This window comes from Zhaonella formicivorans (genome assembly GCF_004353525.1).
GTDB lineage: Bacteria > Bacillota > DUOV01 > DUOV01 > Zhaonellaceae > Zhaonella > Zhaonella formicivorans.
Window position 1 is genome coordinate 154,676 of sequence record NZ_CP085524.1, and the last position, 21,962, is coordinate 176,637.

Annotated in this window: 19 protein-coding genes; 17 read left to right on the forward strand and 2 right to left on the reverse strand. The window is 45.1% G+C overall.

Annotation, left to right across the window (positions count from 1 at the left end):
- Positions 1 to 3 precede the first annotated feature (3 nt).
- Positions 4 to 612, reverse strand: coding sequence for a hypothetical protein (locus EYS13_RS00665; RefSeq protein WP_227764978.1), 609 nt, complete (start codon positions 610 to 612; stop codon positions 4 to 6).
- 89 nt (positions 613 to 701) lie between these two features.
- On the opposite strand from EYS13_RS00665, the gene rlmD reads away from it, so the two are divergent.
- From rlmD to EYS13_RS00700, 7 genes are all read left to right on the forward strand, one after another.
- Positions 702 to 2,066, forward strand: a complete 1,365-nt coding sequence (gene rlmD / locus EYS13_RS00670) for a 23S rRNA (uracil(1939)-C(5))-methyltransferase RlmD (RefSeq protein WP_227764980.1) — start codon at positions 702 to 704, stop codon at positions 2,064 to 2,066.
- Positions 2,067 to 2,252: 186 nt separating this feature from the next.
- On the forward strand, positions 2,253 to 2,444 hold the full coding sequence (locus EYS13_RS00675; protein ID WP_227764981.1) for a MerR family transcriptional regulator: 192 nt from the start codon (positions 2,253 to 2,255) through the stop codon (positions 2,442 to 2,444).
- Positions 2,445 to 2,495: 51 nt separating this feature from the next.
- A complete protein-coding gene (locus tag EYS13_RS00680) occupies positions 2,496 to 4,322 on the forward strand; it encodes a type I restriction-modification system subunit M (RefSeq protein ID WP_227764983.1) in 1,827 nt (608 codons plus the stop codon).
- A 4-nt stretch (positions 4,323 to 4,326) separates the two neighbouring features.
- Complete coding sequence (locus tag EYS13_RS00685; RefSeq protein ID WP_227764985.1) at positions 4,327 to 5,709, forward strand: restriction endonuclease subunit S; 1,383 nt, start codon at positions 4,327 to 4,329, stop codon at positions 5,707 to 5,709.
- Positions 5,709 to 8,753 (forward strand): type I restriction endonuclease subunit R, encoded by a 3,045-nt coding sequence (locus EYS13_RS00690; protein WP_227764987.1) that lies wholly within the window; start codon positions 5,709 to 5,711, stop codon positions 8,751 to 8,753. The genes EYS13_RS00685 and EYS13_RS00690 overlap by 1 nt, the downstream gene beginning before the upstream one ends.
- Before the next feature lie 164 nt (positions 8,754 to 8,917).
- Positions 8,918 to 10,093 (forward strand): AAA family ATPase, encoded by a 1,176-nt coding sequence (locus EYS13_RS00695; RefSeq protein WP_227764989.1) that lies wholly within the window; start codon positions 8,918 to 8,920, stop codon positions 10,091 to 10,093.
- Complete coding sequence (locus EYS13_RS00700; protein ID WP_227764991.1) at positions 10,083 to 12,296, forward strand: S8 family peptidase; 2,214 nt, start codon at positions 10,083 to 10,085, stop codon at positions 12,294 to 12,296. The genes EYS13_RS00695 and EYS13_RS00700 overlap by 11 nt, the downstream gene beginning before the upstream one ends.
- A gap of 46 nt (positions 12,297 to 12,342) precedes the next feature.
- Here EYS13_RS00700 and EYS13_RS00705 read toward each other — a convergent pair whose 3' ends face one another.
- A complete protein-coding gene (locus tag EYS13_RS00705) occupies positions 12,343 to 12,741 on the reverse strand; it encodes a helix-turn-helix domain-containing protein (RefSeq protein WP_227764994.1) in 399 nt (132 codons plus the stop codon).
- A 140-nt stretch (positions 12,742 to 12,881) separates the two neighbouring features.
- Between EYS13_RS00705 and EYS13_RS00710 the strand changes: the two genes are divergently transcribed.
- The 10 genes from EYS13_RS00710 (at position 12,882) to EYS13_RS00755 (ending at position 21,943) form a co-directional block, all read left to right on the forward strand.
- Positions 12,882 to 13,118 (forward strand): hypothetical protein, encoded by a 237-nt coding sequence (locus EYS13_RS00710; RefSeq protein ID WP_227764995.1) that lies wholly within the window; start codon positions 12,882 to 12,884, stop codon positions 13,116 to 13,118.
- 2 nt (positions 13,119 to 13,120) lie between these two features.
- A complete protein-coding gene (locus EYS13_RS00715; protein ID WP_227764997.1) occupies positions 13,121 to 13,354 on the forward strand; it encodes a helix-turn-helix domain-containing protein in 234 nt (77 codons plus the stop codon).
- Positions 13,338 to 13,682 (forward strand): hypothetical protein, encoded by a 345-nt coding sequence (locus tag EYS13_RS00720; protein WP_227764999.1) that lies wholly within the window; start codon positions 13,338 to 13,340, stop codon positions 13,680 to 13,682. The genes EYS13_RS00715 and EYS13_RS00720 overlap by 17 nt, the downstream gene beginning before the upstream one ends.
- Positions 13,672 to 15,012 carry a DEAD/DEAH box helicase gene (locus tag EYS13_RS00725; RefSeq protein WP_227765001.1) on the forward strand — a complete coding sequence of 447 codons (1,341 nt, stop codon included), beginning with the start codon at positions 13,672 to 13,674 and terminating at the stop codon, positions 15,010 to 15,012. Before EYS13_RS00720 ends, EYS13_RS00725 begins: the two co-directional genes overlap by 11 nt.
- Positions 15,013 to 15,017: 5 nt before the next feature.
- Positions 15,018 to 15,428: a gp33 family protein gene (locus tag EYS13_RS00730; RefSeq protein WP_227765003.1), complete on the forward strand. Its 411-nt coding sequence runs from the start codon at positions 15,018 to 15,020 to the stop codon at positions 15,426 to 15,428.
- 20 nt (positions 15,429 to 15,448) lie between these two features.
- Positions 15,449 to 16,201: a hypothetical protein gene (locus tag EYS13_RS00735; RefSeq protein ID WP_227765005.1), complete on the forward strand. Its 753-nt coding sequence runs from the start codon at positions 15,449 to 15,451 to the stop codon at positions 16,199 to 16,201.
- 63 nt (positions 16,202 to 16,264) lie between these two features.
- The gene (locus EYS13_RS00740) at positions 16,265 to 18,208 is read left to right on the forward strand and encodes a bifunctional 3'-5' exonuclease/DNA polymerase (protein WP_227765006.1); all 1,944 of its coding nucleotides are present in this window, start codon (positions 16,265 to 16,267) and stop codon (positions 18,206 to 18,208) included.
- 3 nt (positions 18,209 to 18,211) lie between these two features.
- On the forward strand, positions 18,212 to 19,009 hold the full coding sequence (locus EYS13_RS00745; protein ID WP_227765008.1) for a phage antirepressor: 798 nt from the start codon (positions 18,212 to 18,214) through the stop codon (positions 19,007 to 19,009).
- A gap of 13 nt (positions 19,010 to 19,022) precedes the next feature.
- Positions 19,023 to 19,364, forward strand: coding sequence for a DUF7768 domain-containing protein (locus tag EYS13_RS00750; protein ID WP_227765010.1), 342 nt, complete (start codon positions 19,023 to 19,025; stop codon positions 19,362 to 19,364).
- Complete coding sequence (locus EYS13_RS00755; RefSeq protein ID WP_227765012.1) at positions 19,361 to 21,943, forward strand: phage NrS-1 polymerase family protein; 2,583 nt, start codon at positions 19,361 to 19,363, stop codon at positions 21,941 to 21,943. The genes EYS13_RS00750 and EYS13_RS00755 overlap by 4 nt, the downstream gene beginning before the upstream one ends.
- Positions 21,944 to 21,962: the final 19 nt, after the last annotated feature.

The window sequence follows — 21,962 nt, forward strand, 5'->3', positions numbered from 1 at the left end:
CTCCTAATTCTCCAGGTTATGCCGTAAATTTTTCACTAGGGCAGCTAATTGGCTATAGCCTTGTTCGTCTGCCTCAACTTCAAAAATGCGTAAACTGCGCTGGAGACGATCGGTGTGCAATCCGTGTTTCAAAGCCAGTTTCCCCATCTTGGAGGCGTATTCCCAGAAAGTAGCGCAGGCCGCCAAGAGTTGTTGCTCCAGAAGGTAGAGGCTAATGGGGCAAAAACAATTGCCCAAGTATATCCACACTTCTTCGCTGTAGCAGAAGGTATTCAGGCTTCTGCGAAATAGATATAATATCCTTTTACAATAATGGTCGGTGAGCTCCTTTTGGTTACCAGGAGTCAAGTTTCTAAGATAGGATTTAAAGAGTTCGTTGAAACCAAAGATTACTTTATCTAAGTGTTCTTTCTCTATTTCCACCAGTAGCAGTTCAAAAGCCAGCTCAACCGGGTCATTGACCGGCAGGTCCGGCGTTCGGAAAAGTTCTTCTTTGTCAATAGTGTTCACCGTGCTTAAGTCGAAATATTTTTCTTGGCTAGATTCGCTGGGGATTTTTAGAATACGTTGGAGGTTGGCTACAAAGTCAGCACAAGTTTGAATGTCAGTCATCTGTTTTCCCCCGCTTTTGGATTGCATACCTCTATTTTTACCACTACCTTTGCTTTTCTATGCGCAGCAAAGCAGGAGGCGATGAAAAGGTGAAACCGCAAGTTGGCGGCACATATCAGATTGAAATAGCCGGTCTATCCCATGAAGGCGCCGGAGTAGGCAGGCTGGAAGGACTGGCTGTTTTTATTCCCGGGGCTTTGCCGGGGGAATTGGTGGAAGCGAAATTGACCAGGCTGAAAAGCAAGTTTGCCTCAGCAGAGTTACTTAAAGTTTTGAAACCTTCTGCGTCCAGGGTTGAGCCTGCTTGTTCCCATTACGCTGGATGCGGCGGCTGCCAATTACAGCATTTGGAATACCCGGAGCAGTTAAAACAGAAAACCCGGCGGGTCCGGGAGACTTTAATCCGCATCGGTAAATTGCAAGACTTTAAGCTCCATGAGACTTTAGGCATGTCGGAGCCCTGGTACTACAGGAACAAAGCTCAACTTCATGCTGGGTTGGTAGAGGGCAAGCTGAAACTTGGCTATTACAGCCCGGGTACTCATGAGCTGGTGCCTCTCCAGGAATGCAGCCTTTTGCCGCCAGTGTTTGTAGCCTTAATTTCAGGACTGGAAAAGTTATTTAACCAATGGAGGCTGGTACCGTTTAACCGAAAAACGGGGGAGGGCACTTTAAAGCATGTTATTTTAAAAAGAAGCCGCGCAACCGGTGAAGTTATGGTAATACTGGTGACTGCCGGCACAGTGCTGCCTGACGGAGAGGCTATGGCCCAGGAAATCTTAAAAGGTTTTCCGCAAATCGTTTCAGTAGTGCAAAATATTAATCCAGGCTATAAACAGGTCCTGGGTACGGATTTTAGACTCTTAGTCGGTGCTGAGCGAATAAAAGAGAGTTTGGGGAACCTGGAGTTTTTAATTTCCGCAGCCTCATTTTTCCAGGTCAACCCGGAACAAACAGAAGTGTTGTATAACAAGGCTCTGGAGTATGCCGAGCTGAGCGGTACGGAAACAGTGCTGGATCTCTATTGCGGCACTGGCACAATTTCTCTCTTTTTGGCCCGCAAAGCCAGGATGGTTTATGGTATTGAGGAAGTGGAACCAGCGATTGAGGATGCCAGGCAGAACGCAGAACAAAACGGCATAACAAACGTGGAGTTTCAAGCGGGTACAGTTGAGACTGTGCTTCCCAGGCTGGCAGCCAAAGGGATAAAACCAGAGGTTATTGTACTGGATCCGCCGCGGCAGGGGTGTGACCGAACTGTGCTGGAAGCAGCATCTTCTTTAAAACCCCGCCGCATGGTCTACGTCTCCTGCGACCCCGGCACCCTGGCCAGGGACCTTGGCATATTGAGCAATTTGGACTATCAGACCACTGAAGTGCAGCCGGTGGATATGTTTCCGCAGACTTATCACGTGGAGTGTGTGGTATCGCTCAAAAGAAAACACAGTGAGTAAAGCCTTGCCGCGCAAGGCTTTATAGGTATTTGGGATAATTTGGGTATGTTCCCGCAGACGGGCGGAGAAAACAGGGGGTTTTATAGATGTGATAAAATATCAGAAATCTTCTGCTAGTATATTGTTTTTATTCGTTTCTTCGCATATAATTTTAATTGGATTATTTTTCCTTGGAGGCATCAGAAGATGGAATACATTACGGCAAAACAGGCGGCAGAGAAATGGAACATATCTCAGCGCAGAGTTCAGGTTCTATGTGAGCAGGGACGAGTAAAAGGCGCTGTGCGCCTGGGCTGGGCCTGGGCGATACCAAAAGATGCGGACAAGCCCGCTGATTTGCGGATAAAGTCTGAGAAAATGCACCAAAATCGGAGTTAGGATATTTCCTGCCGTTATTTATATAGAATTTTGGTAAGGAGCGATGAGAATATGGACAGCCAGACCTACAATTCAATTGTCAGCTTTATATGGAGCATCGCAGACGACTGCCTGCGCGATGTATATGTGCGCGGAAAGTATCGTGATGTCATCCTTCCAATGACAGTAATCCGCAGACTTGACGCGGTTCTCGAAGAAACAAAGCCGGCTGTGCTTGAAATGAAAAAGAAACTTGATGAAGCAGGCATCACAAATCAGACTGCCGCCTTATGCAACGCCGCAGGGCAGTCTTTCTGCAACAGTTCCCCTTTTTGCCTGCGCGACCTTACTTCAAGGGCAAAAAAACAAACCCTGAAGGCGGATTTTATAGCTTATCTTGACGGGTTTTCGCCTAATGTTCAGGAGATCCTGGACAAATTCAAGTTCCGCAATCAAATAGACACAATGGTGGATGCAGATATTCTTGGAGCCGTTATTGAGAAGTTTGTGTCTCCCACTATTAACCTGAGTCCGAACCCGGTATATAAGGACGATGAAAAGAAGGAAATACGGCTGCCCGGGCTTGACAACCATACGATGGGATTGATTTTTGAGGAGCTGATCCGCCGTTTCAATGAAGAAAACAACGAAGAAGCCGGAGAGCACTTCACACCGCGCGATGTCGTGGAGTTGATGGCCGACCTTATTTTTATTCCCATTGCCGACAAAATCAAGGATGCCACATATTCCTGCTATGACGGAGCCTGTGGTACCGGCGGTATGCTGACTGTTGCGCAGGATCGCCTTTTGGAGCTCGCCGAAAAAACAGGCAAAAAAGTATCCATTCACCTGTTTGGGCAGGAAATAAACCCTGAAACATATGCAATCGCGAAATCCGACCTTTTGCTACAGGGGCAGGGGGATCAGGCCGACCATATCGCTTTTGGTTCTACGCTCTCGAACGACCAGTTTCCTTCTTACCAGTTTGACTTCATGCTAAGTAATCCGCCGTACGGAAAATCGTGGAAGGTTGATGCCGAGAAGCTGGGCGGCAAAAAGGACATTATGGACAGCCGTTTTGTAACATATTTCGATGATGACCCTGAATTCAGCATGATTCCGAGGACAAGCGACGGCCAATTGCTTTTCCTTCTGAATAACGTATCAAAAATGAAGAAAACCACAGAACTGGGCAGCCGCATTGCTGAAGTACATAACGGTTCTTCCCTGTTTACCGGCGACGCCGGTTCCGGGGAAAGCAATGCCCGCCGCTATTTAATTGAGAATGACCTTGTGGAAGCGATCATCGCTTTGCCGGAAAACATGTTCTACAACACAGGCATAGGCACCTATATCTGGGTTCTTTCAAACAACAAAGCTGAACACAGAAAAGGCAAAATCCAGCTTATTGATGCAACTTCACTGAAGTCACCGCTCCGAAAGAACCTTGGGAATAAGAACTGTGAACTCACCCCTGAAATCCGCCGGCAAATTGTAGATCTTTACATGGCGTTCGAGGAAAACGAATACAGCAAGATATTCAACAATAACGAATTCGGTTATTGGAAAGTAACCGTCCTGCGCCCTGCATACAACGAGGACGGCTCGATTAAGCGGGATAAAAAAGGCAATCCTGTTGCTGATAAAGAACTGACCGATGCCGAGCAGATACCCTTCACCTATAAAGGTGGCATTGAAGCTTTCTTTGAGAAGGAAGTAAAGCCCTTTGCGCCGGATGCATGGATAGACGAAAAGCAGACAAAAATCGGTTATGAGATAAGCTTTACGAAATATTTCTACAAGCCCATTCAGCTTCGCTCCCTGGAAGAAATAACAGCGGATCTCCGCGCGCTTGAAGCTGAGACCAAAGGGTTGCTCGATGAGATTATAGGGGGGTGAGAATATGTTGAAGCCCTATGCCAAATATAAATCTATACCAGAATTGTGGATTACACAAATTCCAGATAATTGGTCTTATCGCAAAATAAAGTATTTATTTAACGAGAGATGTGAAAAGGGTTATCCTCAAGAACCTTTACTTGTTGCTTCACAAAACATGGGGGTTGTTCCTAAAGATGTATATGGTAATAGAACTGTTGAGGCACAAAAAGATTTACATCTTCTTAAGCTTGTGAAAGTTGGCGACTTCGTCATCAGTTTACGTTCATTTCAAGGCGGAATAGAATATTCCTATTACCAGGGAATTATTAGCCCTGCCTATACAGTGATGGCACCTAAAGAAGAAATCAATTCAGGATACTTTAGACATTTAGCAAAATCCCGCATGTTTATTGAATTATTACAAATGTGTGTAACTGGTATTAGAGAAGGACAAAACATTGACTATACTAAACTAAAAAACCATTTGATCCCTATTCCTCCCCGCAAGGAACAAGACCAAATAGTACGCTTTCTCGACTGGAAGCTTGCAAAAATAAATAAACTTATCCGGGTAAAGAAAAAGCAGATTGAACTGTTGAATGAACAGAAACAGGTAATTATCAACAACGCTGTCACAAAAGGTTTAGACAAGAATTCATACACAAAAGATAGTGGGATCAAATGGATAGGAAATATACCTGAAGGCTGGAATATTAGAAGGCTTAAAACAGTTGGTGAAGCAATCATTGGACTCACATATTCGCCTGCTGATTTGACCGATGAAAATGATGGTATGCTGGTATTCCGTTCTTCAAATATAAAGAACGGTAAAATTGTATTTGGTGATAATGTTTACGTTAATTGCAAAATTCCTGAAAAATTAATAACGAGAATTGGTGATATTCTAATATGCTCTCGTAACGGAAGTAGAGAGTTGGTCGGAAAATGTGCACTAATTGATGAAAAGAGCAAAGGCTACAGTTTTGGCGCTTTTACAACTGTTTTTCGAACACAATATCCAGAATTTATATATTATGTTTTGAATTCATATATTCTTAAAAATATAATGGGATTATTCTCAACCTCAACCATAAACCAATTAACAACATCTATACTAAACAATATTCGAATACCATTTCCACCGTACGATGAGCAAAGAAAGATTGTATCTTTTCTTGACGAAGAATGCTCAAAAATCGATATAATGGTTTCAAAAATTGAACGTGAAATATTACTGTTTCAAGAATACCGCGCCCGCCTTATTTCCGATGTTGTCACCGGCAAGGTGGATGTGCGCGGTATCGAAATCCCGGAATATGAAGCCGTTCCCGATGACGTCACCGAAGACGAGTTTGACGGCGAAAATGCCATGGATGATGAAGCCGAAGAAGCGGAGGTGGAATAATGACTGCGACCAACACAAGAGAAAGCGGACTTGAATCTTTGATTGTGAACTGGCTCGTAAATCACAACGGTTATGAGCAGGGCACCAATGCCGACTATAACTGCGACTACGCTATTGACGAAACGCGCTTGTTCCGTTTTCTTTCGGCGACACAGCCGGACGAGATGGAAAAACTCGGCGTGTTCAAAAACGACTTGAAAAAGGCGCAGTTTCTCAACCGCCTGCGCGGAGAAATAGCAAAGCGCGGGATTATCGACGTTCTTCGCAACGGCATCAAAGTCTACCCCACCGACCTTGTCATGTTCTACATGACCCCTACGGAAAGAAACGTAAAGGCGAAAGCCCTCTTTGAGCAGAATATTTTCAGCGTTACACGTCAGTTGCAGTATTCCAAAGACGCAACAAGACTGGCGCTTGACCTTTGTATCTTTATCAACGGCCTGCCAGTAATAACCTGTGAGCTAAAAAACCAGCTTACAAAACAGAATGTTGACGATGCCGTATACCAATACCAGACCGACCGAGACCCGAAGGAGCTGCTTTTTCAGTTTAAGCGCTGCATGGTTCATTTTGCTGTTGATGACGAGAGAGTAAAATTCTGCTCAAGGCTTGATGGCAAAGCTTCATGGTTCCTGCCCTTCGACAAGGGATACAACGACGGTGCGGGAAACCCGCCGAATCCAGACGGCCTCAAGACTGATTACCTCTGGAAAACAATCTTTGAGAAGTACATGCTCGCCCGCATTATTGAAAACTATGCACAGGTAGTCGAAGAAACCGACCCGGAAACCGGGCGCAAAAAGTACAAGCAAATATTCCCGCGTTACCACCAGCTTTCTGTTGTGGAAAGCCTGCTGGCTGATGTGCGGGAAAAAGGTGTCGGGCAGAAATATCTTATTCAGCACAGCGCCGGCAGCGGAAAGTCAAATTCCATTGCATGGCTTGCCCACCAGCTTATCGGCCTTGAAAAAGACGGCAAACCAATTATAGATTCTGTGGTTGTGGTTACCGACCGCGTTATCCTTGATAAGCAGATAAGGGATACCATAAAGCAGTTTATGCAGGTATCCAATACCGTCGCGTGGGCTGAGCATTCCGATGATCTGAGAAAGGCAATCAGCGGCGGCAAGAAAATCATCATTACCACCGTACATAAATTCCCTGTAATTCTGGACAGCATAGGCAGCGAACATAAAGGGCGCTCATTCGCCATCATTATAGATGAAGCCCATTCTTCCCAAAGCGGAAGCATGTCCGCTAAAATGAATATTGTGCTTTCCGGTGAGTATTCCGCTGAAGATGACAGCATTGAGGATAAAATCAACCGCCTTATTGAAGGACGCAAAATGCTGACAAATGCCAGCTATTTTGCCTTTACCGCCACTCCGAAAAACAAGACGCTGGAAATGTTCGGGGTACCTTATCAAGAAGGAGATGAAATTAAACATCGCCCGTTCCATGTATACACAATGAAACAGGCAATTCAGGAAGGTTTTATTCTCGACGTGCTTAAAAATTACACGCCGATTGACAGCTATTACAGGCTGGTTAAAGCCATCGAAGATGACCCTATGTTTGACAAGAAAAAGGCCCAAAAGAAACTGCGCTATTTTGTTGAGAGCAATCAGTTTGCCATCGCGCAGAAAGCTGAAATCATGGTCAACCACTTCCATGAACAGGTAATATCAAAAGGCAAGATTGGCGGCAAGGCACGTGCTATGGTTGTTACCAGCAGCATAGAACGATGCATTGAATACTATTATGCCATTTGCAAGTGTCTTGCGGACAGGCGCAGCCCGTACAAGGCAATCATAGCGTTTTCAGGCGAAAAAGAATACGGAGGCAAGACCCTTACCGCTGCTTCCATTAACGGTTTTCCGGATAATACAATAGAAAAGGTTTTCCGCAATGATCCCTACCGCTTCCTTGTTGTGGCTGATATGTTCCAGACCGGCTATGACGAACCATTGCTTCATACAATGTATGTGGACAAAATGCTGTCCGATATCAAGGCGGTACAGACGCTTTCCCGTTTGAACCGTTCCCACCCGCAAAAACACGACACCTTTGTGCTTGACTTTGCCAATAAAACAGAAGTTATTGCAGCAGCATTTTCAAGATATTACCGGACAACAATCCTGTCCTCCGAAACTGACCCCAATAAACTGTATGACCTTATTGCAATACTGGAATCCCATCAGGTATACACCGATGAACATGTGGATACTCTTGTGGAGTTATATCTTAATGGCGCGGAGCGCGACAGGCTTGACCCGATTCTTGATGCCTGTGCAGCTCTTTATAAAGCATTGGATAATGATGCTAAAATCGAATTCAAAAGTGCAGCCAAGTCTTTTGTGCGCACATACGGGTTTCTCGGTGCAATATTGCCGTACGGAAATGCTGATTGGGAAAAGCTGTCCATATTCCTTAATCTGCTGATTCCAAAACTGCCCTCTCCGCAGGAAGACGACCTTTCAAAAGGTATTCTTGACGCAATAGATCTTGACAGTTACCGCGTCGAAGCTCGTGCGTCTATGTCGATTGTGCTGGAAGATTCAGACGCAGAAGTCGGGCCTGTGCCTGCAGGCAAAGTCATAGGCACACCGGAACCAGAGATGGATCTGCTTTCCAGAATACTCACCGAATTTAACGACCTATTCGGAAACATTGAATGGAATGACGCAGACAATGTTCGCCGCCAGATTATGGAGATTCCTGCCATGGTTTCCAAAGACGAGAAGTATCGGAATGCGATGAAAAACTCTGATAAGCAGAATGCCCGCATGGAAAGCGAGCGTGCACTGCAATCAGTTATTTTCAGCATAATGGCTGACAATATGGAATTATTCAAGCAGTTTAATGACAATATGTCTTTCAAAAAGTGGCTTTCCGATCTTGTATTCAACCTGACATATAACCCTGAAGGCAAACCATTTGAATTGCCAGGGAAGCAGGATAGTATTCGGGCGACATCGGAAAATATTTACAAGACAAATACGGCTTTCGGCCTTGCCAATGTTGCGGAAGAGAAGGTTAATTAATCGGGGATATTATTAAATTTATTTCTAGGCGACCAGTAAAATGCTGGTCGCTTTTGTACGATTGTGTACGAAAAGATACGATAATCACATTGACGAAATACCCAATAGAATATATAATTAAAATATAATCTGTATGAATATGAACGAATATGAGAGGTGAAAGCATGAAAGCGTCACTTATTATTAATTTAATCGCGGCTCACAACAGTGGTGATGAAAATGAATTTGCACATGCTTTAGAAGCACTTGCGTCTGATGAAGAAAAAAAGGGAAATGTGCCATTAGCAAATCAGATACGCAACACATATAAGAATAGAAGCAAGGTAGGGACTGTCAAGAAGACTGATTTTACACCTATAAGTTCTACATTTATGCCACAAGCTGCGACCATGTCGACGATTGCGCCGCGCGATAAGGATAGTATGCTGGAATTATATGAACTGATTAATCCAGAAGTTGGATTAGAAGATGTTGTTCTTCCAAAAGCACAAAAAGAAGCATTGCAAAGGATAATCGAGGAACAAAAAAATATAAAAATGCTTCACAAGCATAATATTATGCCTTCAAATCGTCTATTACTTTGTGGGCCTCCAGGTTGTGGGAAAACGCTAACAGCAAAAGCATTAGCTAAAGAAATGGGATTACCGATGGCGTATGTTCGTTTGGATGGATTAGTTTCTTCATACCTTGGACAAACGAGTACGAATCTACGAAAGATTTTTGATTCGGTAAAAAATCAAAGAATCGTTTTGTTTTTAGATGAGTTTGATACAATAGCAAAAAAACGTGATGATTCTAATGAGCTTGGAGAATTAAAAAGAGTAGTCACAACATTACTGCAAAATTTTGATAATATGCCAGAACATGTTTTTTTAATTGCGGCAACAAATCATCATCATCTTCTTGATCCAGCAATATGGAGAAGGTTTAATTTATCAATTATTCTGGAATTACCAAATGAAGAGCAGCGTACTGAACTGATAAAGAAGTGGATTATAGAATTCAAAATTGGCGCAAAAATTGATGTTCAATTGATTTCCAAAATTACAGAAGGATTAAACGGTGCACAAATAAGAGAGCTGATGGTCGCTGCAACAAAGCATTATATTACAAATAACAATAACCTTGAAAACGAGGATGTAGTAAAGATTCTTATACAGCAATTGACTATGTTTACTGAAAATAAGGATTCATATTGGGCAGTACTTAAGGATATGCATCAACGTGGTGTATCTTTAAGAAGTCTTGAAAAAGCTACAGGAATAAAACATTCAACTATCCAATATCGTGTGGGCAACAAATCAAAGAATACAAAGGAGAGTGAAAATAATGCCGAATAGACATGAGCATTTATGGATACCGGATGGCGAGGTTGTAAATTTACCTTATGAACCTCAGGGGAGAGATAAAGACATGGGACTTGAACCTGCGGAACATGGAAGTAAACTTTCACTTGGTCTTCAAAACATTCTATCAACCTTTGAACGTATTAGGAGCAACGACTCACTTGGCGCAGACGATATAATGGTTTTTAAAGTACTTTTGCCGGAAGGACAAAAAATTGATAATGCAATGCGACAGAAATTTTTAGAAGGAGAAGGCCTTAAAATAAATGCTGTTAAAGATAGCCGTCAAGTAATTGTTTCCACGAAAAAGTCCATGTTTGAACGATTGACAAATCGAGTTAACACATACAAAAACAGTGGTAGGCTAAAGAACTTTCAGTATATTGAGGGATTTGAGCCTTATACTTCAGAAGAAAAGCAGGCCGCAACTCTACGGAGACATTTAATTGAGTTGGGTGAAAATATTCAAATTGATATTCAAATGATGTTGCTTCCTAAAATGGATCATATCAGCCAAGAAAAAGCAGTAGGTACTCTGATGAAAAAAATTATACAGTTGGAAGGCAAAGTTATTGATGAAGCATACGAACTTTCGGATGGAACAGCAGTAATTCGTGCAATGATGCCTATGAATATGGTAAGTATCATTGCTGATGACTTGGCTATTTACCGTGTTGAAGAAACCCGCTTTTTTTCAGATTTAGATACTAGTGGTTTTAATCCTTTCAAAGAAGTTTTAAAAAGGAATTCAAACGTAGATGTAAATGGCTTGCCTATTGTTGCAATCCTTGACACGGGAATTAAATTTCCGCCCGAATTGGAAGATCTTGTTATAGAACACTGGGCTCCTAAAGGTGTTACTATGGGTAGTGGTGACCATGGAACCAAAGTAGCCAGTAAAGTGGTATTTGGGAATCTAGGTTATCAACTAGCTAGCAAAGTTTTTACTCCTAGAGCAAGGGTTATTGATTGCTGTGTGATAGATGGAAAAGTTCCAGAAAATGTAATGATTAAGCGTTTGCAAGATGCTGTTGAAAGATATAAAGACATAGCTTCAATTTTTAATTTTTCTGCAAATGCAGACAAGCCTATAGATGGTGATGAGATTAGTATTACTGGATATGAATTGGACAACTTAATGCTTAAATATGGTGTGCAATTTGTTATTTCGGCTGGTAATCATTATGTTTGGAGGACAGCATCAACCCTTGATGATATTTTGGATGATGATGATACACAAATAGCTTCTCCTGCGGATTCAATGCTCGGAATTACTGTAGGATCTATTGTGGGGGTTGATCATGGCGGTAGTATCAGTAATACGAACATGATTGCCCCTTATTCTAGGAAGGGTCCTGGTTTTGCTGGTTTAAGGAAGCCTGATTTAGTTGCATATGGTGCCACACTTCTCCCCGGGGGAAGAGTCGCTAGAGATCAGTATTCAGTATTAATTGGTCCAAATGGCATATTTTGTGATGATGCAGGGACAAGCTTTACTGCCCCCGATGTTTCTGGAGCCTTGGCAGATATCTTATCAATCGTACCGAATAAGGATGTCTTATTGGCAAAGGCCTTATTATATCATGGGGCACAGCCTGTATGGGATAATAACAAAATAACAAGTGAAGAGGCTACATATATAGCAAATCTTTATGGTAGAGGCTTAGTCAATCCGGATATTAGTAAGTTTTCGTCAGATAATAGGGTGACATTTGTCCGAACGGGTGAACTGAATAAGAAAACTAAGCAAATAGTTAAATTTCATATGCCATCGATATTAGAAAATATAAAAGGACGTAACATTGTTAGGGTAGCGGTAACATGTGTAACTAAGCCGCCTGTTGATAAAAGTAAAGGGGAAAATTATCTTAGTGCGTATATAGAGGCTTCACTTCATAAAATTGATACTAAAGGGAAAAAGCCTAGCGCAAACCCCAATATAAAGGAAGGCCGGATGAAATGGGATACTTGTTATCATTTTGAGAAGATTTTTTCAAACTTTTCAGCGGGAGATTGGGAAGTCTGGCTTGTTTTACATACTCGCTGGGAAATAGATGAAGAAATGAACATCCCATATGGCCTTGCTGTTACCGTCGAAGAGCTGAGTGGTAAGATTGACATATATACTGAAATCAGGAACGAAGTTGCTGGAAGGTTTATGCCACTCAGCAACGTAAGAATTCCAATTTCTTTTTAAAAGATTAAGCAAAAAAGAGAGGAGTATGACGAACGCTATACACCTCTCATTTTTTTCTTCTGGCAAGCTCTATACATATTTCAACTTGGCGGATAATGTCTTGAAAATCATCTTCAGATAGATCATCATTTTCAGATATATCTTTTATAATTTTGAGTGCGGCATCTTTTTGTTTTTTGCTAGTCAGCTGTTTTAAGCCAAATTCCAGTTGTTGAGAGCTAATATCTAAATTTTCAATATATCCGGCCATCTGCAAAAGTTCTTCGCTTGGAATATTTAGTGCTGCAGCAATTGATTTTAATACGGGAACAGAAGGATTTTTTCGTTGGCCTTTCTCAATTCTATGGATTTCAGTATGACTAATATTTGCAGCATCAGCTAAGGCACGCTTTGAAAGTCCTTTTGATTCTCTTTTTGCTTTTATATAATCACCTAATTTGTTCATAGCATTCACCTCATAAAATAAGTTTAGCACATATGGAACCAAAAAGCAACATTATTGTTATTAGTGTTGACAAAAAGTTTCAGAAATAATACAATGATATTGGAACTTAAAGGTTCAACATTGTGATCGGAGGTAATAATATGCAACCTAATCGAGAGTACATTTTAGAACTAGTTAGAAAAAATGACTGGTCTGGTGGGGAACTTGGTAGGCGTATGGGAATATCAAGAGCAGAGGCAAACCGGTTATTAAATGGGACGCGGGTTGGCGGAAAGAAAATAATTGCTGGATTGATGAAAGCATTTCCTGATGAACCTATTGAAAGGCTTTTTATTTTGCCTCAAGTGGAACCTAAAGGTTCAAGTGAGGTGAGGTAGTTTTGTTTATAAATGATAAGAAAGTCAAAGAAAAAATTATGATTATTGGCTGGTCACAGAACGAACTTGCCAGACGCATGCAACTGCCAAAGGGGACTCTCAGTAATGTCCTCTTAGGCAGGCGTGGTGCAGGCCGAAAAGTCATTTCAGGACTGCTTCGGGTGTTTCCGGAGGAAAGGCTAGAAGACCTTGTCTATATGGAAGGGCGGAAGGAACAACATGCATGCAATTTATGAAAATGGCAGGATAGCAATTTATGATGCTTACCTTTACCGGGAGGTCATCAAAGAAATGCAAGGACGATATTGGGATCCGGAGCGCAAGGTTTGGACTGTACCCTTTAAGCCAGAAAACATATCAACGCTTAAAGTTATCGGCTGCGAGTTCAAGGGTGTACTGGTTGATATGGTTATAAGTCTTACAAAGAGCGGGGACAAAGCAGAAATTTCTGTTAAACCTGTGGAGCCAATGCCCATCAGGGTAAAGCCTTATCAGCATCAGGTACAGGCCTACAACTTTATAGGAAACCTTCTTGGTTGGTTTGAAAGGGGTGATGCAGCATGAAAAACTCCATACGAGGAGCAGCACTCCTTATGGAGATGGGTTAGGTACAGGCAAAACCCTTACCACAATCGCTTTGCTTGGCAGGGCATTTCTTAACGGCCTTATACGCCGGGTGCTTATTGCAGCGCCGCTATCGGTGGCCAGTGTGTGGGCGGAAGAATTCGAGAAGTTTGCAGCCTTCGACTATGTGCTGGCTGTGCTGGAGGGTGACAGCGGCAAAAAGGCTGATACCATAAGACACATGACGGGAACAGGGCTGCAGGTAGTGGTGCTGAACTACGAAAGCACCTGGCGGCTGGAGGAGGAATTGCGGAAATGGAAGCCGGACGTAATAGTGTGCGATGAATCCAGTCGCATCAAAAACCCCAACGCCAAGCAGTCAAAAGCTCTGCACCGGTTAGCTAAGCAGGCCAAGTACCGGCTAATTTTGACGGGGACTCCAATTCAGAATAACCCGCTGGACTTCTTCAGCCAGTACAAGGTGCTGGATGAGAGCATTTTTGGCCCAAGCTATTATGCTTTTCGTTCCAGGTATGCCACCATGGGCGGCTATGGCAACCATCAGATTGTCGGGTATAAAAACCTGCCGGAACTGGTACAGAAGGCGCACTCGGTGGCTTACCGGGTAACCAAGGAAGAAGCGCTGGATTTGCCGGAGATGGTGGATGAAACAAGGTATGTGACCCTTGACCCGCAGGGCATGAAAATTTACGAAAGCTTAGAGGCAGCCTGTTATGCAGAACTGCTGAAGGGCGAGGTGGTTGTTAGGAACATCCTCACGCAACTATTACGCTTGCAGCAGGTGACGGGCGGCTTTATCCGGGATGATGAAGGCGGCCCGGTGCAGCAGGTGTCAAAGGCAAAGCTTATGGCTCTCGAGGAAATCATCGAGGATGTGCTGGGTGAGGGCAACAAGCTGGTCATTTTTGCAAGGTTCGTGCCGGAGATCGAGGCTATATGCAAGCTTCTTGAAGGAAAGGGCATCAAGCATTCGGTGATATCCGGCGAGGTTAAGAACCGGTCAGAGCAGGTGCAGCATTTTCAGACAAATCCGGAAGTTAGGGTGTTTGTGGGACAGATACAGACAACTGGGCTTGGCTTGACACTAACAGCGGCAAGTACGGCGGTGTTTTACAGCCTGGACTTCAACTATGCAAACTACTCCCAGGCCCGAGCCCGCATCCACAGAATCGGACAGCGCAACATCTGTACATATATTCATCTGGTCGCTAAGGGCACGATTGATGAAAAGGTTTTAAAAGCCCTGCAGCGCAAGGAAGACGTGGCAAAGCTGCTGGTCGATAACTGGCGCACTTTTTTCAGGAGGTAAGAGATATGCAAAATGAGATGTTTGAACTGGCGGACAGGCTGAAGAATCTCAAAGAGAGCAAGAAGGAAGCTGAGGATGCCCTCAAGGCCATCAATGCGGAACTTGAGCAGGTGGAGCTAAAGCTGGCGGAGCAGATGGTTAATGAAGAGACGCAATCCTTCAACCGGTCAGGTACCCTGTTTTACCTGACCACCAAAACCTACGCTTCGGCTGTGGGGGACAGCAAGGAACAGCTGCATGAGGCATTAAAACAGAACGGGTACGGTTCATTGATTTACGAGACGGTCAATGCAAACAGCCTGTCTGCCTTTACAAAGGAACAGATAGAAGCCAACGACGGTGAATTGCCGGAATGGCTCAAAGGCTTGGTCAATGTGTTTGAAAAAACAACAGTTGCCTTGAGAAAGGCGAAATAAGGGAAAGGGGCTTGAGAACTATGAAAAGTAATGAACAGGAAAAGGCTATGACGGTAATAAACGGTGGCTTTGTGCTTCCCAACCTGGAGGGGGAAATCGCAGAAGCGATGGACAGTGAAATGGAGGGCCTTCCAATCACCTTTGACAGGGCGAAGATTCCTGCAGGCGGTGGGCTTGCCTTCGAGGTGCCGGGAGAGGACCCGGACTCGCCGGATATGCTCAAGGAGCTTGTCGGCGTGATTGTAGACCACCATCCGGTCAATGCTTACTGGCAGGAAAAGTTCAACGGCCAGAACAACCCACCGGATTGCTCCTCCATGGATGGAAAGAACGGAGAGGGCAGCCCGGGCGGCAAATGCGCCTCCTGTCCATATAACCAGTTTGGCAGCGGGGATGATGGTTCAGGTAAGGCCTGCAAGAATATGCATCGCGTCTACCTCTTAAGGAGCGGTGAGCTTATTCCAATCCTTCTGACGCTGCCTCCAACCAGTATCAAGGCCTTTGCGGATTATCTCGGCAAGCGCGTGGTTTCAAAGGGCAAACGCTCCTATGGCGTGCTGACCAGGGTGGCGCTTAAAAAGGCAGTCAGCAGCACAGGCATCCAATACAGCCAGGCGCAGTTTTCGGTGGCGGCAAGCCTTGAGCCTGAAGCAGTAAAGATTATGAAGGAATTCTCTGAAAGAATTAAGCCGGTTACAAGAAAGCTTGCCATTACTGAGGTGGATACGGTAGAAGAGGTCAAAGAAGCAGAGGAAGAGGTACTTCCTCTTTAGATAAAAGGGTCGCCGGGGGCAGGCTGCCTGCTCCCGGAGGCCTCAGGCAAAGGAGGTCAGTAAATGGCGTATGAGCTTGTAACAACCTTGGCTGCCTTGAAAGAATATCTGAAGCCATTATTGGAAGGCGAAACAAAGGTGGTGGCCTTCGACTTTGAGACTTCGCCCATAGATGAATGGCGTGGAGATAAGGATGCCGCCCTGGACCCGCACAAGGCAGATATTACTGGTGTTTCTTTAAGTATTGCGCCCAGAACAGGCATATATGTTCCGATTAGGCATCAGACGGGCAAAAATGCAGAGGATATAGGCGGCATTATGCTTTTCCTGTCAAAAGAAATAGTCCAAAACAAGCACATAATCAAGGTGGCGCAAAACCTGAGCTTCGAGGCGATGTTCCTGTATAAATACGGCGTTGTGGTATTGCCGCCGGTCTATGATACCATTGCGGCTGCGCAGCTTACCCTGAAGGAGGAAATGGGCTTCAGGGAGCTTAAGGACTGCGGCTTGAAAACACTGGTACCCGTGCTTTTTAATGTGGAACTTCCCACATACATCGAGGTTACTGAAGGAAAGCACTTTGACGAGTTGGATCCTGAGGATGATGAGACAGTGCGTTATGCGTGCGCAGACTCGGATTTTGCTCTCCAGCTGTATTACCGGTTTAATGAGTGGTTTGACCGGTTCCTTCCCAAGCACCGCTTTGTGTGTGAGGAAATCGAAAGCCCCACCGCAGTTTATACCGGCATCATGAAATATAACGGGATTGCTGTTGACCGGGAGCTGATGGAGCAGAAAAAGCAGGAAGCAGAACAGAAGCTTGCAGAGCTTAAGAGACAGATCTGTGAAGCGGCGGGCAGGGAGCTTGAGATTGGTGCCAATGCGGCAACGGACGAGTTTAAGCGGTTTCTTTACGAGGAACTGAAGCTGCCGGTAGTAAAAACCACTGCCAAGTTTGCAGAGGCGGCAGATGATGAAACCATGGTGCTTTTGAAGGAATGGTGCGCTGTGCATAACCCTGTGCTGGTGAGGTTCTTTGAGCTTATTCAGGAATACCGCAAGTGGGGCAAAATCAAGTCTACATATTTTGATGGCTACCTGCAGTATATAAACGAGACAACAGGACGGATTCATCCTGATTTATTCCCGCTGGGTACCGATACAGGACGTTTTGCTTCAAGGAAACCCAACCTTCAGAATGCACCCAGAAAGGACAATGACCCGATAGGGGTGAGGAACTTCTTTGTAGCACGACCGGGGTATAAGTTCCTGGACTTTGACTTTTCACAGATTGAGCTTCGCGTGGGAGCATACTTTTGCAGGGACAAAAGGATGCTGGAGGTTTATCAAAAGGGCGGGGACATCCATGCGCAGACTACCTCAGTCATCTACAAAATACCCTTTGAGCAGGCAGTGGATAAGGCAGCTACACAGTATAAGGAGCGGCGAACCATCGCAAAGAACTGCAATTTTGGCGTATTCTTCGGGCTTTTCCCCAGGGGGCTGCAGCGGACATTGAAGTTTAAGGCTGGCTTGGAGGCTTCCCTTGAGGAATGTGAACAGATAATCAGAAACCTGAAAAACGGCTACCCGGGCCTTATGCGCTGGCAGGCAGAAACCAAACGCAGAGCGGCAATCAGGAAATATGCGGAAACGGCTCTAGGAAGGCGCAGGTACTTGAAAGGCATCGACTCTGAGGACTGGGGTGTAAAAAGCTATTGGGAAAGATGCGCACTGAACACTCCAATTCAGGGAACAGCTGCAGATATTCTGAAGCTGGCGCTTCGCAGGATACTTGAGGGTTTGCCTGAGAGGACATACATCAAACCCTTGCTACAGATTCATGATGAGCTTTTGTTTGAGGTGGAGGAGGATAAGGTATCAGAGACGGCTGATTTCATTAAGGCCTGTATGGAGGCAGTTCCTTTTCCGGAGTTTGATGTGCCGATAAAGGCAGAAGGCGCAGTAGGAGTAAGGTTTGGAGAATTAGAAGAAATGGAGGGTTAAAACATGCAGAACATGCAAGTATTTCACAATACAGAATTTGGTGAATTGAGAATTTTGTTACTGGATGGTAGGGAATATTTTCCTGCAACTGAATGTGCAAAGATGCTCGGTTATAGCAATCCCCATAAAGCAATTCATGATCATTGTAGGTACCTAACGAAACGTGAGGTACCACATCCACAAAATCCGAACACTATGCTGGAAATGAATTTTATCCCAGAAGGCGACCTTTACCGGCTCATTGTGAAATCCAAGCTGCCTGCAGCAGAGCGCTTTGAGCGCTGGGTTTTTGATGAAGTATTACCTACTATCAGAAAGTATGGTATTTATGCAACGGAAAAGGTTATGGACGAAATATTAGTTAATCCGGATTACGGCATTAGGCTGCTGACGGAATTGAAATTGGAACGTGAGCGTAGAAAGCAATTGGAACTTGAAAACGCTCAAAATAAACAACTTATAGGAGAACTCAAGCCAAAAGCTTCCTATTACGATTTAATCCTCCAAAACAAATCTCTTGTCCCCATCAGCGTTATTGCGAAAGACTACGGTATGTCAGCAAGGGCGATGAACAAACTCCTTCATGAACTGGGTGTCCAGTATAAACTGGGGGATACCTGGCTCCTTTATCAGAAATATGCTGATATGGGCTATACTCAATCCAAGACCCATGCTATCGACGCAGAAAGAAGCGTGATGCACACCTACTGGACCCAGAAGGGCCGCTTGTTTCTGTATGACCTTCTAAAAAACAAAAAAAGGCTTTTGCCGTTGATTGAACGTTCGCAAAAAACTGCCTAAAGGGGGAGTTGGGATGGGGCAAAAACCTTTAATATACGTCTGCTCCCCTCTTCGGGGAGATATCGAAAGAAATATTCAGCGTGCTATTGGATATAGCAGGTTTGTTTACAGCGAGGGAGGCATTCCCCTTGCCCCCCATGCTATCTTCACTCAGTTTCTTGATGACAACATACCAAAGGAGCGGGAAGCCGGAATTGAACTGGGCCTGCAGCTATTAAGGCGGTGTGATGAGCTGTGGGCCTTTGGCTCAAAGCTAAGCACAGGCATGGCGGTTGAGATGGCGGCAGCTAAAACCTTAGGATTAAAAGTCCGGCGCTTCAATGACCGCTGTGAGCCCTTGGAGGTGGGCGCATGAAGCTGGAACTGGAGAGGCTTCCGCAGGAGCTTAAAGAGCAGAAGTGCTGGATCTGCTGGAGGCTGGAGCCGAAGGGTGAAGGGGAAAAGCCTGACAAGATTCCATACAATCCGATAACCGGCAGGAAGGCCATGTCCAATAATCCGGCCACCTGGGGCAGCTTCCAGCAGGCGGTCAAGGCATTGGAGAAGTACGGGTTTTCCGGCATCGGTTTTGTGTTCAGCAAGGCTAATGCTTATGTGGGAGTGGACATCGACAACTGCCGCAATCCCGAAACAGGGGAACTGACAGCCGAAGCACAGGAGATCGTCGATATCCTTTCGTCTTATACGGAAATCAGCCCCTCGGGAAGAGGTATCCATATAATCGTAAAAGGCGAACTTCCCAAGTCGGGCCGGAAAAACAGCAGGACCGGCGTTGAGATGTATGAAAGCGGCAGGTATTTTACAATGACGGGCAACCGGCTACCCGGTACGCCTTCTGAAGTGGCTGAGCGGACAGAAGCCCTGCAGGAGGTGCACAGCAAGTACATTCTTGGTAAGCGTAAAAAGAATTCAAAAGCAAGGGATAAAAAGCGTGTATCAGTGCCGCTGTCCGATGAGGCGGTGCTGCAGAAGGCGAAGACGGCACAGAATGGCGAGGAATTTGCCTTGCTCTGGGAGGGCAACTGGCAGGAGAGGTATGCCTCCCAGTCGGAGGCCGATTTGGCCTTATGCATGCACCTGGCCTTCTGGACAGGACGGAACAAGGAGCAGATGGACAGGCTTTTCAGGCAGTCAAAGCTTTACCGGGAGAAATGGGACAAGGCGCACTATGCCGATGGCAGGACCTACGGAGAAGAGGTGCTGGCCAAGGCGGCGGAAAACACTGCTGACTGTTACTCTCCCGTTGAGGATAAGGGCAGCATTGTTGAAAAGGATGGCAGGTACCTGAAGCTGAAAGGCGACGGCAGCGTGCTTGCCATTTCAAACTTTATCATCAGGCCCATTGAAATTATTGAGGCTGAAGAGGAAGCGCAAGTATCGGCTGAGGTTATCAACGACCGGGGTGAAAGCTTCAGGAGGACTTACCTGACTACTGAGTTCGGCAACCTGCAGAAATTCAAAAACGTATTGAACCAGAACACCCTGTCCCTTTGTTATACCGGCACCGAGGGTGATCTGGAGCTCTTGAAAAATCATATTTCAAAACAGGATTGCCAGCAGAAGAAGGGTGTCAAGGGAATAGGCAGCTTTCTATTTGAGGGTAGGTGGGTGTTTGTCGGAGAGGATCGAAGCGTTGATGCTGCCGGAAATGAGGTTCAAGGCATCGTATCCTTGAAGAAAACGAGGGAAATCAAAACACAGCTTTTGGACTTTCCGTCTGCAGACAAGCATGACCTGCAGAAAATTGGCACAGCGTTGTTTGAATATAACGAACCGGCAAAGACGGTTTCGATTATCGGCTTCTGTGCGGGCTGTTTTCTGAAGGAAAAACTTAGAACACTGCAGATCAAATTCCCTCATCTTGTGCTTACCGGTGAACAGGGCAGCGGTAAAAGCAATACGCTGGAGAGAGTTATTATCCCCATATTCTCTACAGGCATTGCTTCAGGTGCTTCCAAAGTAACACCCTTTACTGTTATGAAGGCTTCAGCCAGCAGCAACCTGATCCCGCAGCTTTTTGACGAATTCAAGCCTTCCACCATGGACAAATACAGGCTAGAGACCCTGTACAACCACCTGCGGGATGCTTATGACGGGCATGACGGCCAGCGTGGCCGGCCGGATTTGTCGGTAATGCAGTATAAATTGTCGGCGCCCATCGTGCTGGTGGGAGAAGGCGCTCCGACGGAGCCTGCCATCAGGGAACGCTGCATTGAGCTTTTATTTAATAAAAAGGACTTGAAGGACGCGGCAAGACGCAGGGCGTTTTCACTCCTTGCCAAAAGCAGCAGTGCTCTTGACCGTCTTGGGAGGAGCTTATTAACCCAGGCGCTTAAATTTGATATGGCAAAAATCAAGGCGGTGCATGAGGAGGCAAGCCGGAGGCTTGAGGAGGATTACCCGTCTAGGGTTGCAAACAATCTCGCTTGCTGTGTTGTGGGTTTAAGGCTGTTTGAGGAGGTTTGCCGGGAACTGGGGCTGACCTTTGAGGAGGTTTCGGGCATGACCATGGTGCAGGCTGAACAGGCTCTTGAGTTTGGAGCAAAGGAGTATCTCCTGGATGGAGGCACCTACAACAAAAGCGTGGTTGATTTGACCTTTGAGATTTTTGACAGGATGGGGCTTGAACACGAGCATGATTTCAACTTCATAAACGGCGGTACCGAGGTTGGCTTCGATATTAAGCGTTTCTATGATCGTTACACAAAGTACCGAAGAGAGCATGTAATTGGTAATGAATGCCTGGAATACGGGCAGTTTATAAAACAGCTCAAGCACAAGGAATATTTTGTGAACTACCGCAATGTGAGGTTTGATGGGGAAAGTCGCAAGGCTTATGTAATCAACTTTGATTTGCTGGCAAAGTGCTGCGATATGGGCAACCTTGAAGCCTTGAGGGACAAACTGTTTTTCAAGGGAAAAGTGAGTTCGTAAGCTTGTGCCTTGTTTCAAA